9 protein-coding genes and 1 riboswitch are annotated in these 12,156 nt (G+C 63.6%); of the genes, 1 reads left to right on the top strand and 8 read right to left on the bottom strand.

Annotated features, from left to right (window positions below; genetic code table 11):
- Positions 1–279 precede the first annotated feature (279 nt).
- From pyk to H7687_RS12280, 6 genes are all read right to left on the bottom strand, one after another.
- Positions 280–1,728, bottom strand: a complete 1,449-nt coding sequence (gene pyk / locus H7687_RS12305; RefSeq protein ID WP_183347749.1) for a pyruvate kinase — start codon at positions 1,726–1,728, stop codon at positions 280–282.
- A gap of 177 nt (positions 1,729–1,905) precedes the next feature.
- Entirely contained in the window at positions 1,906–2,496 is a 591-nt protein-coding gene (locus H7687_RS12300) for a DNA-3-methyladenine glycosylase I (protein WP_183347747.1), read from the bottom strand.
- Positions 2,474–3,187, bottom strand: a complete 714-nt coding sequence (locus H7687_RS12295; protein ID WP_183347745.1) for a hypothetical protein — start codon at positions 3,185–3,187, stop codon at positions 2,474–2,476. The genes H7687_RS12300 and H7687_RS12295 overlap by 23 nt, the downstream gene beginning before the upstream one ends.
- A 110-nt stretch (positions 3,188–3,297) precedes the next feature.
- Entirely contained in the window at positions 3,298–5,082 is a 1,785-nt protein-coding gene (locus H7687_RS12290; RefSeq protein ID WP_183347743.1) for a putative bifunctional diguanylate cyclase/phosphodiesterase, read from the bottom strand.
- 189 nt (positions 5,083–5,271) lie between these two features.
- A riboswitch (cyclic di-GMP riboswitch) is annotated at positions 5,272–5,347 on the bottom strand.
- A gap of 184 nt (positions 5,348–5,531) precedes the next feature.
- Positions 5,532–7,535: a PAS domain-containing sensor histidine kinase gene (locus H7687_RS12285; protein WP_183347741.1), complete on the bottom strand. Its 2,004-nt coding sequence runs from the start codon at positions 7,533–7,535 to the stop codon at positions 5,532–5,534.
- A 44-nt stretch (positions 7,536–7,579) separates the two neighbouring features.
- A complete protein-coding gene (locus H7687_RS12280; protein ID WP_183347739.1) occupies positions 7,580–8,071 on the bottom strand; it encodes a tetratricopeptide repeat protein in 492 nt (163 codons plus the stop codon).
- Positions 8,072–8,783: 712 nt separating this feature from the next.
- Between H7687_RS12280 and H7687_RS12275 the strand changes: the two genes are divergently transcribed.
- On the top strand, positions 8,784–10,280 hold the full coding sequence (locus H7687_RS12275) for a sigma-54-dependent transcriptional regulator (RefSeq protein WP_183347737.1): 1,497 nt from the start codon (positions 8,784–8,786) through the stop codon (positions 10,278–10,280).
- Positions 10,281–10,376: 96 nt separating this feature from the next.
- Here the strand turns inward: H7687_RS12275 and H7687_RS12270 are convergent, their stop codons facing one another.
- Both H7687_RS12270 and H7687_RS12265 read right to left on the bottom strand, forming a co-directional pair.
- Positions 10,377–11,345 (bottom strand): peptidylprolyl isomerase, encoded by a 969-nt coding sequence (locus H7687_RS12270; protein WP_183347735.1) that lies wholly within the window; start codon positions 11,343–11,345, stop codon positions 10,377–10,379.
- Between the two features lie 350 nt (positions 11,346–11,695).
- Positions 11,696–12,088 carry a hypothetical protein gene (locus H7687_RS12265; RefSeq protein WP_183347733.1) on the bottom strand — a complete coding sequence of 131 codons (393 nt, stop codon included), beginning with the start codon at positions 12,086–12,088 and terminating at the stop codon, positions 11,696–11,698.
- Between the last annotated feature and the right edge of the window lie 68 nt (positions 12,089–12,156).

The following is a 12,156-nucleotide window of genomic DNA, read 5'->3' as shown; positions in this document are numbered from 1 at the left end:
TGCACTCCCGTAATTGTCCCACTTTTCTGACCGTGCTGTGCCAGAAGTCTTTCTGCTAAATGAACCTTCTCCGGGGAAACTTCAGCTAGTTCCCCTCTCCCCCCGGGAGAGGGTGCCCGAAGGGCGGGTGAGGGGCCTGCCGGCTGCCGACCTTTTGCCCGTGGCAACGCCCTCACCATGGCCCTCTCCCGGGGGGAGAGGGGATGTGGACGTTTGTGGCGGAAGATGGGCCCTGATCAGGAAAAGAACGGGGGGGGGCGGCCGATATAGCGCGCGGCCTCAGCGCTCGGGGCGTAGCCCGGGTTCCTCCAGCCGGTGCACCTTCATCAGGTTGGTGGTGCCCGGGCTCGACAGCGGGCTCCCCATGGTGATCACCACGAGGTCCCCCTTCTTGAGCCACCCCATGGCCAAGACCGCGGCCTCGACAGAGATGATCTGGGACTCGGTGTCACCCTCGATGTCTACCCTGAGCGCGTGCACCCCGGCGTAGAGCGCCAAGCTGCGGCGCACCATCGGCGACGGCGTCACCGCGATGATGGGCTGGGCCGGGCGGTACTTGGAGACCAGCGCCGCGGTGCTGCCGGTCTGGGTGAAGGCGAGGATGGCCGAGGCCTTGACGCTCTCCGCCGCGCGGCAGGCCGCCATGCCGATCACCTCGGAGATGTTGGGGAGGCTGCTCTGGCCGTTGGGGGTCTTGCAGCACTGGGCCATCAGTTGCGGGTCGGTCTCGATGTCGCGGGCCACCTGCACCATCATGGAGACCGCCTCGACCGGATACTTGCCGGAAGCGGTCTCGGCGGAGAGCATGATGGCGTCGGTGCCGTCGAGGATGGCGTTGGCCACGTCCGAGGTCTCGGCGCGGGTCGGGCGCGGGTTGTTCACCATGCTCTCCAGCATCTGGGTCGCGGTGATGACCGGCTTGCCGGCGTCGTTGCAGCTTCTGATGATGCGTTTCTGGATCAGGGGGACCTTCTCCGGGTTCAGTTCCACACCGAGATCGCCGCGCGCCACCATGATGCCGTCCGAGACCCGCAGGATGGCGGCGAAATTCAGTACCGCCTCGGGCTTCTCGATCTTGGCGATGATACGCAAGGGCGATCCGGCCCGGTCGATGATCTCCTTCAACTCGGTCACATCGGAGGCTTCGCGCACGAAGGAAAGGGCCACGTAGTCCAGTTGCTGCTCCATGCAGAACTGCAGGTCCTCCTTGTCCTTCTCGGTGAGCGCGGGTGCGGAGACCTTGGCGCCGGGAAGGTTGATCCCCTTTCTGTCCTTCAGGAGTCCGCCGGTGACCACCTGGCAGCGCACATCGTCACCCTCCACGCCGAGCACCTTCAGTTCCATCAGGCCGTCGTCGAGGAGGATGCGATCCTCGGGCTTCACGTCGCGCGGCAGCCCCTGGTAGATGGTCGGGATCAGGTTGTCCTGCCCCAGCACCTCCCGCGTGGTCACGACCACCTCGCTGCCGGCCTCCAACTGCATGGACCCGCCGGCCATGAGGCCGGTGCGGATCTTGGGTCCCTGCAGGTCCCCGAGGATGGCCACGGCATGCTCGTGCTCCTGGGAAAGCTTGCGGATGTGGCCGATGACGGCGGCCTTGGAGGCGTAATCGCCGTGGGAGAAGTTGAGGCGGAAGACGTCGACGCCGGCGTGGATCAGGGTGTCGAGCATCTGCTCGGAATCGGAAGCGGGGCCGACGGTGGCTACGATCTTGGTGCGACGGAACATGGGTTCTCCTGGGTCGAGCCGGGCGCCGCGAGGGGACGGTGCAGAGTAACCGTCTCCGCCGCAAGCTGCCGGCTCGTGAAAGGGGGATGTGCTGCTTGAGGAACGACCCTAAATAATTACCCGAAATCGGGGCGGGGCGCAATGCGTATCGGCAGGTTTTTGCTGGGGGTTTTCCGCTCAGCCTTTTTGCAGCTCGCGCCAGCGGAAGCAGTCGACGGTATGGTCGTTCACCATGCCCACCGCCTGCATCATGGCGTAACAGATGGTGCTCCCCACGAAACGGAAGCCGCGCCGCTTGAGGTCGCGGCTCAGCCGGTCCGAGATCTCCGTCCTGGCGGGAACCTCGGCGAGGCTGCGCCAGGCGTTCTGGATGGGGACGCCGTCCACGAAGCGCCAGAGGTAGGCGGCGAAGGAGCCGAACTCCTGCTGCACGGCGAGAAAGGCGCGCGCGTTGTCGATGGTCGACCCGATCTTCAGGCGGTTGCGCACGATGGCGGGGTCGGCCATGAGCCGGGCCTGGTCGGCTTCCGAGAAGCGGGCCACGAGCTCCGGGTCGAAGGATGCGAAGGCGCGGCGGTATCCGTCGCGCTTTCTCAGGATGGTGATCCAGGAAAGCCCCGCCTGCGCCCCCTCCAGGGTGAGGAACTCGAAGAGGAGGCGGTCGTCGTGCACCGGCACTCCCCATTCGAGGTCATGGTAGGCACAGTAAAGGGGATCGCTCCCGGCCCAGCCGCAGCGGTTGGGGCTAGTCGCGGCCGTGACGGTCACGGTCCTCCCTCTCTTCCCTGCGCTGCTCGTGTTCGTGGCGTTTGTGCTCCTTTCTCTGCTCCTTCTCGTAGCGCTTCTCTTCCTTTCTCTGTTCCTTCTCGAAGCGCTTCTCTTCCTTTCTCTGCTCCTTGGCGTAGCGCTTCTCGTCCTTTTGCTGCTCGTGGCGCGCCTTCCAGTAGCCGCGGTCGCTTCTGTGCCTGCCGTGATAGTGGTCCCGGTCGCGCTGGTAGACGGCGTACTCGCGGGCGCGGTACTCGCGGATGCGCTCGATGCGGTAACGGCGCAGCGGCGAGGGGAGCTCACGGTAGCCGACCGGCACCCAGCGGCCGCGGTTGTCGGGAGAGCGGTACCAGCGCCCGTCCCGGAAGACGAAGTAGACGTTGTTGAGGTAGAAAAGGTCATAGGGCACCCCGACCGCCACGTAGAACCCCAGCGGCTGCGGGTAGATGAACTGGACCTCCTCCTCGGGCTCGTCGTAGTAGGGATCCGGCTGGTACACCGGCGCCGGGGCGGGCGCCACCACGACCGGACGGGGGGCGGGGGCCGGGGCCACCACCACGGGGCGCGGCTCGTTGCCCAGGTGGATGTTGACGTCGACCCCGACGTTCCCCGCCTGGGCCTGGGACAGCAGGAGCGGCAGGGCCACGGCCTGCAACACCAGTGCGCGTGTTATCTGTTGCATCGTTTTCATGGGTGTTCCTCCTTGGATGAAAAAGGGCCCCCTCCCGCCTTCGCGGGACGTAGCGCTTCGGCGCGCAGGCCCGTCAAGGGAGGGGGAGAGCTGGAAGTGTGGAGATGCTGTCAGCCTGCGACACTCAACGGTTTTGATGCATCGTCCGGCGCCGCAAAACGTTTGACGTAGCCGGTAAAGTCTTCCCCGGGCATGGGGGGGGCGAAGTAGAACCCCTGCGCCTCGTCGCAGCAGCGCTCCACCAGGAAGTCGAGCTGGGCGTCGCTCTCCACCCCCTCGGCGATCACCTTGAGTTTGAGGCTGTGGGCCATGGAGATGATGGCCTCGGCGATGGCGGCGTCGTCGCTGTCGGTGACCAGTTCGGCGATGAAGGAGCGATCGATCTTGATGGCGTCGATGGGGAAGTGTTTCAGGTAGTTGAGCGAGGAATAGCCGGTGCCGAAATCGTCGATGCTCAGCCGCACCCCCATGTTCTTGAGCGCCTGCAGCGCGTGGATGTTCTTCTCGGCGCGCTCCATGATGACGCTCTCGGTGAACTCCAGTTCCAGGGAACTGGGGCGGACCCCGGTCTCCTCGATGACGCAGGCCACCGTCTCCAGGAAATCGGGCTGCCGGAACTGCCGCCCGGAGATGTTGACGGCTACCTTCAGCCCCGGGAAGAAGGCGTCCCACTGCACCGCGTGCAGGCAGGCCTCCCTCAGCACCAGGTCCCCCAGGTCGAAGATGAAGCCGCAGGACTCGGCGATGGGGATGAACTCGTCGGGCCCGACCAGGCCGAACTCGGCGCTGTGCCAGCGCAAGAGCGCCTCCGCGCCGGTCAGCCGCAGGCTCTTCAGGTCCCACTGGGGCTGGAAGTAGAGGTAGAACTCCCCCCGCGCCAGCCCCTGGCGCATCCCGTTCTCCAGCGCCACGCGGCGCATGTTGACCTGGTTCATCTCCTGGGAGAAGAACTGGTAACCCGCCTTCCCCCCGCTCTTGGCCTGGTACAGTGCCGCGTCGGCGCTACGCAACAGGCTCTCCACGTCACGGCCGTCCTCCGGGAACAGGGCGATGCCGATACTGGTGCTGCCGTAGATCTCCTCGCCGTCGATGAGGAAGGGCTCGGCGAACAGGGCCTGCAGTCTGGCGGCGGTTGCCGCCACCCCCTCTTCCCCGCGGACCGGGTTGATGACGATGACGAACTCGTCCCCGCCAAGCCGCGCCAGGGTGTTCGATTCGCACAGGCAACCGGCCAGGCGGGTCGCCACTTGCTGCAGGAACTTGTCCCCCACCTCGTGCCCGCGGGAGCTGTTCAGGTCCTTGAAGTTGTCCAGGTCGAGAAAGAGCAGGGCCAACTCGCGCCGCTCGCGCTGGGCGAGGGCGAGGGCCTGGTGCAGACGGTCCATGAGCAGCGCCCGGTTGGGGAGCTTGGTGACGCTGTCGTAGTAGGCGAGGGTTTCCAACTGCTGCTCGCACAGCTTTTTCTGGGTCATGTCCTCGCAGGCGGTCAGCATGCCCAGGTAGTCGCCGCCGGCGTTTCTGATCGGGAGTGAGGTGAGCTGGACCGGGAAGATCTTGCCGTCCTTGCGCGCGTTCAGCCCCTCGCGTTTCCACAGTCCCGCGGTCCGCTGGTTGATGCGCCGCCCGGGACCGTTCCCCTCGGGCGCCAGGACGCGGGCCGGCCTGCCGACCAGCTCGCCGCAGGCGTAGCCGTGCATCTCCGCCTCGGCCTGGTTCACGTAGACGATTTTGCCGTCCCTGTCGCTGATGGTGATCCCCGCGGCGATGGGAAGCAGGTCGATGGCTTCCTTCAGCATCGCCAGGCGCTCCTCGTCCTGCTGCAGCTGGTTGAGCAACTGCAGCGGTCCGGAACCCAACTGCAAACAGCGTGGTGGATCGTTAGCCGCATCGTGCATGGGGGTCTCTCCTGCCGCCGCCGTGACGGGCGAGGCATTACGGTCTGGCTTGACAAAAAGGCGATGGGAAGGGAGCAGGCGTGGCCGGTCCCGCCGGCACGCCGGCAGGGCTCAAGCTTGGGGAAGTATCATTAGAAGCGGGCATAAAAAAACGGGTTGCCGGTATCTTAGCTGAGGTCTGCTAGATATTTCGGCAACCCGGCTGTCTCAGGGAGACCCTTGGGCTTTCCGTCCCATCCTCGCGGATGGTTTAGTATTATCGTCTATCTTTTTCCGGTGCTGTCCGTTCTGCGCGCTTCGGGCCAGGCAGAGCGCCCCTTCCCGATTGTCTCCGGCAGCCGTTCGCTGCCCTTGTCACCGCGTAGAAGGTTTAACCAGATGGGAAGGGAAATGTCAAATGAAATCAACCTCAGGTTGGGCGGCCAGGACAGGCGCCGCCCCTGCCGGGGTCAGGAAGCCTGGTTGGTTGCCCCTTTATGCTGCCGCACCGGAACGGTGACCGTCACCTCGGTCCCTTTGCCCACGGTGGAGCGCACGTCGATGTCCCCGCCGTGACGCTTGACGATGCCGTAGCAGACGGTAAGGCCCAGCCCGGGTCCCTTCCCCGCCGGCTTGGTGGTGAAGAAGGGATCGAAGATCTTGGCCAGGTTCTGGAGCGGGATGCCGCAGCCGTTGTCCCGGATCACCACCGAGACCTGCAGCGGCTCCCCGTACTTCTTCACCAGGCCGGTGCTGATGTCGATCCTGCCGCCGTTGGGGAGGGCGCTTTTCGCGTTTTGCAGCAGGTTCACGTAGACCTCCAGCAACTTGACGAAGTCCCCCTCGATGCGGGGCACCTCCGGGTCCAGTTGCAGCTTTACCTTGACCTTCTGCTCCTCGAAGGGGCCGGACATGATCTCCAGGGTGTCCCTGAGCACCTCGTTGATGTCCATGTCGCTGAAATTGCAACGCGCCTGGGTGGTGAAGCGGACCAGGTCCTCGACGATCTTCTGGCAGCGCACCGCGGCGCTCTCGATACTCTCCAGGACGTCGATCCCCTCCATCAGCTCGGGGTCGATGGGGTGGGCCAGCGCGGAGCTGCGCAGCATCTGGATGGCACCCAGGATCCCCGCCAGCGGGTTGTTGAGCTCGTGGGCCGCGCCCGCAATGACCTCGCCCAGGGTCGCCATCTTCTCGGACTGGATCAGCTTGGCCTGGGCCTCCTTCAGGTGCCGGGTCTTCTCCTCCACCATCTTCTCGAGGCGGCTGTTCAGCTCCCGGCGCTGTTCCTCCACCTGCTTTCTCTCGGTGATGTCCCGGATGATGACCTGGATGGCGTCCTGCCCCTGAAAGACTATGCCGGTGGACACCGCCTCCACGTCGATGACGGCGCCGTCTTTCCGCACGATCTTTTGTTCACGCAGCGGCGACGGCTCTCCCGTGTCCTGAATGCGCTGGATGCGCTCGAGCACCATGGCGTGGTAGTCGGGATGGACGAACGAAAAGATAGACTGCCCCACCACTTCCTCGGGGCGCTCCACGCCGAGCAACTGGCAGGCCTGCTTGTTGGCGCAGAGGTAGCGGCCGCCGCTTTGCACCAGGATCGCTTCGGGCGCGTTCTCGAACAGCTTGCGGTAACGGTCCTCGCTCTGCGTCAGTTCGGCTTCCATCTGCTTGCGTTCGGTGATGTCGCGGAAGACCCCCCTGGTGCTGATCTGCCCGTCGCTGGTGTTGCAGTTTATGCTCCCCTCGAGGATGATGCTGCGCCCGTCCTTGGCGAGGAACTCCACCTCGACCCGGGGGATCCTGGCGCCGCTCTTCAACTGGTCGAACATGGTGGCGCAGTGGCTCTGGCAGCAGGGCTTGATCACGTCGAAGATGTTCATCGAGGCGAGGTCCTGGTCGGAGTAGCCCAAGGTCCTCTTCCAGGCGTTGTTCACGTAGATGAAGTTCCCCTTGGCATCCACGCTCTGGATCAGGTCGTTGGCGTTTTCCAGGATGTCGCGGTAGCGCTCCTCGCTGTGCCGCAGTTCCTCCTCGGCGCGTTTCCTGTCGCTGATGTCCAAAAAGCTCTCGATCAGGTGGTCGCGCCCGTACAGCTTCACCCGCGCCACCGTTTTCACGATGGTGATGGAGTCGCCGCCGGGCCTAAGCAGCTGCCGTTCCGCGTTGTCGATGCGCTGTCCGTGGTCGGTGATGGGGCAGTGCCCGCTCTGCTCGGGACAGATGAAGCAGTGACAGACCGAGCCGACCACCGCTTCCTTGCCGTCGCCGATCATCTCCAACGCCTTGGGGTTGGCGTCGACGATGGTGTGGGTCTCGGCGTCGATGATGACGATGCCGACCTGGACGGTATCGAAGACGGCGCTCAGCCTCTTGCGGCTCTCCTCGAGTTCACCGGCGACGTGGCTGAAATCGAAGCAGGCGCGGGAGAGTTCCGTCGGCGCATTTTGAGGTTCGAATATGTTGGGCATGGTGACTCCTGGAAACGTTTTCTTCTCGGGACCGGCCGCTGGGGTCACTGGTTCGCTGCCAGTTCCCTCAGCATCTTCTTGGCCTCCCGGTTCCCCTGGGCGGCCGCCCGGCGGAACCAGACCTCCGCCTTCTCCTGGTCGGGGGCCGGCACGGCGAGCCCCTGCAGGTACATCATGCCCAGGTCGTACTGCGCGCTGTCATAGCCGGCATCGGCCGCATGCTGCAGCAGTTCGAAGGCCCTTTTGAAATCCTGGGGCACCACCTCGCCCCTGATATAGATGAAGGCAAGGTTCCACTCCCCCGGCGCATACCCCTGCTGCGCCGACTTCTGGTACCACTTGACCCCCTCCTGCTTGTCCAGCGGGACCCCGACCCCGGAAGAGTACATCACCCCGAGTTTCATCTGGGCTTCGGGGTTGCCCTGCTCCGCCAGTTTTTTTATCTCCTTCAGATCGGTACCGTCGTACCCGTACCCCCGCCCGACGCCGACGGCGACCACCATGGAGACCCATAACAACAGCTGCCGCAATTTCATGACAACTTCCTTTCATGTTAAATTCGTTTTTCCTTATGCATATTACTTGCCAGATGGTGCAATGCTGGTGGCAGCGCGCCACGGAGCGGGGGGGGACGGCGGGACCGGAGGGGAGCGGGCGTCAGCGCGCCTGAGGCTCGGCACGCATCCTGCTAGCTTCATTTGCCCTGATGGCGCATTGGCCGGTGGGAAAAAGGGAAACAAACCGCCTCCCCCCCTTGAAGCCGCACCGGCAGCGCGCTAAGACGCCGGAAGTTGGTCATTTGCCCCATGCACTCCCGGCCAGCCCCCCCGATGCCGGAAAGGCACAGGTCGGGGGCTGGGTCGCGTCCTGAGTGGGCAAAGTGTTGGAAAAGCCCCATTGGCCTGCGTCAAATCACGCAAGCGGGAGAAAAAAGTGACGAGGCCCCGCAAAATGCGCGGATTCTGCCGCGGCAGCCCAACCGGTGGGGGAAATGCCTCAAAACTGGGTGAAATAACCCAGCAAAAGTGGGTGAGGGGCCCCGGGGTGTGCTGCAGTGATAATAGCCCGGGCTGCCGTGGCCGGGCGATATATTCCAAAAAAACAATACACAAATTATTAAATACATGATAAAGTTCAGCCGCCTGCTGACCGGCACGGGGAGCCTCCCCGGGTCTTGGCCGACACCGGTCTCAGCCTACCGAGAAAGTGCGGACTCTCCCGCAGCAGGTCCAGGAAGGAACGTTCACCATGAGTAAAAACAGGATCTTGGTCGTCGACGACGAAAAGCTGATCTCCTGGTCCCTCGCCGCCAGTCTTAAAAAGGACGGTTACGAGGTGGACACGGCGGCGTCCGGTGCAGAGGCCATGCAGAAATTCGAGAGCTTCAAGCCGGACCTGGTCATGCTGGACATCTGCCTTCCCGACACCAGCGGCCTGGAACTCTTGAAGCGCTTCAAGGCCGCCAACGACGACCTGTACGTCATCATGATCACCGCTTACGCCAACGCGGACTCCGCGGTGCAGGCGCTGCAGGACGGCGCGGAGGACTACTTCGGCAAACCGTTCAACCTGGAGGCGGTCAAGCACGTGGTGGAGCGGGCCTTCGAGAAGCGACGGCTCAAGAAGGAGGTCGACTACTTCAGAAACGAGCTGCGCAGGAAGTCGGACCACGAGAAGATGGTGGGCAACAGCCACAAGATGATCGAGGTCTTCAAGATGATCAAGATCTGCGCCGATGCCGACGCCAAGACGGTTCTGATCACCGGCGAGAGCGGAACCGGGAAAGAGCTGGTCGCCAAGGCCATCCACTACCACAGCGCCCGGGCCGACGCCCCCTTCATCGAGGTCAACTGCGCCTCGATCCCTGAGAACCTGCTGGAAAACGAGCTCTTCGGCCACGAAAAAGGGGCCTACACCGACGCTTCCCGGCGCCAGAAGGGGGTCTTCGAGCTGGCAGAGGGGGGGTCGGTGTTCCTGGACGAGATCGGGGACATGCCCTACCAGATGCAGGCCAAGATCCTCAAGGCGACCGAGACCAAGCGCTTCAGGAGGCTTGGCGGGCAGGAAGACGTGGAAGCCAACGTGCGCATCATCACCGCTACCCACCAGGACCTTCCCAAGATGGTCAAGGAAGGGAAGTTCCGCGGCGACCTCTTTTTCCGGCTCAACGTGATGAACATCTGCCTGCCCAGGCTCAGGGACCGCAAGGAGGACATCGAGTCGCTGGTGCAGTACTTCATCGAGACCCTGAACGAGGAGTACGGCAGAACCGTGACCCATGCGGCGCCGGAGACCCTGGAATACCTGACCAGGTACGACTGGCCCGGCAACGTTCGCGAGCTGCGCAATTGCGTGGAACGCCTCATGATGCTGGAACAGGGCAAGGTACTGACCCCGGAATTCCTGAGCCCGGAGATCAAGCAGAGCAAGGTGACGCCGCTCGACCCCGAGGCCTCGGGCGTGATCAGCACCGACTTCGCCGGCGAGCACATCGTGCTCCCTTCCACCGGCATCTCGCTGGAAGAACTGGAAAAGATGCTGATCCAGCTGGCGTTGAAGAAATCCGGGGGGAACCAGTCCAAGGCCGCCAAGTTCCTGAAGACGAGCCGGGATACCCTGCGCTACCGGATGAAGAAGTTCGGCCTTTCCGACTCGGGGAAGGAAGGGGAGCCCGACGGGTGCGAGGCGCCGGTAAGCGGCAGCAGCGCACCCCTGGCTTCCGCCGACAGCCTTAGGTGGGCCTGAGAGCCTGGAACATTTCCCCGGAATTCCCGGTTGAACAAAATAAAACGGCCCGGAGGGAACTTCCCCCCGGGCCGTGCTGCGTCTGCAGACCTGCGCTTACACCTTCTCGATCTTCGCCTTGTGGCGCAGTTCGGTCAGGAAAGCGGCCACGGCCTTGCGCGTCTGCTCCATCTTCAGGTACTGCACGATCTGGAACTTGACGTCCTCGAAGCGGTCGGTGGAGGGAGCGATGCGCTCCTGCAGCTTGATGATGTGGTAACCGAACTCCGTCTCCACCACCTTGCTGATCTGGCCCGGCTTGAGGGCGAAGGCCGCCTGCTCGAAGGGAGGGGTCATCTGCCCCTTGCCGAAGATGCCCAACTCTCCCCCCTTGACGCGGCTGGGACAGGTCGACTCCGCCTTGGCCACCGCGGCGAAGTCCTCTCCCTTTTGCACCCTTTTCAGCAGCGCTTCCGCCTTGGCACGGGCCTTGTTCTTCTCCTCGGCGCTCCCCTTCTGGTCCACGCTCACCAGGATGTGGCTCGCCTGCAGGCGCTCCCCCTTCTGGAACAGCTTGGCCTTGTTGTCGTCGTAGAACTTCCTGGCCTCCTGGTCCGAGCAGGTGGCCTTGGCCGAGAACTGCTTGTCCACGAAGTAGTTGACCACGATCTCCTTGCGCATCGACTCCCGCACCTCTGCCTCGGTCATTCCGGTAGCCTTCAGCGCTTTTTCATACTCCTCCTTGCTGGGGAAAGCGGCGCGGTTTTTCTGGTACTGCTGGTCGACCATCTGGTCCAGGTTCTTTATCTCCAGCTTCTTCCCCTCCTGGTACAGGAGTTCCGCCGATGTCAGCTGCTCGAGGGCGGCGTCGGCTGCCTTCTTCATCTGCTCCGGCGGCAGGGTCTGGCTGACCCGGTTTTGCGCCAGCAGGGTCTTCACGGCGCGGTCCAGTTCCGGCTTGGTGATGGTGGTTCCGTTCACTTTGACGACGGGGGCGCCGGTCGGCCCCTTCTCCGAGCACCCCGGGAGCGCGCACAGGGTCAGGGCGGCCACCGCGGCCGGGATCCAATTCTTCAACGCAGACATGGAAATCTCCTTTTATGAAATGTGATGCAATGCATGAATGGGCAGCGTTGTCACAGCAAGAGCCATACCCGCAGGCGACGAAACCGAAGACCCGACGTGTCACCCGCTACCGCAGTGGGGCCTGGTGCAGGTAATTAGTGAGAGTTGCATGCGTTTCACTGCTATGGTGACTGCGGCGACGGTGCTGGGCCAGGTGGACCTTCACCCAAGGCGAAAAGCAAGTGGGGCATTTGCCCCACCCACCTTCGAAATGCGGTGCGACTGCTCCTGGTCGCACCCCTGGGGACGTGTGGCGCAAGAAAAAGGCCGCACCTTTCGGTGCGGCCCTGAGCTTCACTGCTGCCAAATAATTAATATCCGCCGCCGCCGGTCCCGCCGCCAGTGCCCGAACCGCCGGTACCGCCACCAGTGCCGCCGCCGGTACCGCCCATGCCACCGGTGCCGCTAGGGCCTCCCAGGGCCGGGGTGCCGTAGTTAGGCTGGGTGCCGGTGACACCGGTGCCCGTGCTTTTCCTGGTGTGCTTCCTGGTCTTCCTGCTGCTTTTCTTTCTTTTCTTCTTGGTCTTGGTCTTGGGCTTGGCCGTTTCCGCACTCCCCTGGTCGCTCTGGGCGCCGGTCGGCATGCCGGTCCCCTGCCCCCCCGAGGAACCCGAACCGGTTCCGGTCGTGTCTGCCGCCCAGACCATTCCAGCGAAAGATACGGCAACTAGCGCGGTTACGATGGTGGTCAATACTCTTTTCATGACGAGCCTCCCGAGTTTGATAAACAACCGACACACTATAGCACATCATTAATTTTTACCAATTTCAG

This window comes from Geomonas paludis, assembly GCF_014193585.1.
Classification (GTDB): domain Bacteria; phylum Desulfobacterota; class Desulfuromonadia; order Geobacterales; family Geobacteraceae; genus Geomonas; species Geomonas paludis.
Note: the sequence above shows the minus strand (reverse complement) of the source record. Positions and strands in the feature narration are given on the sequence as shown.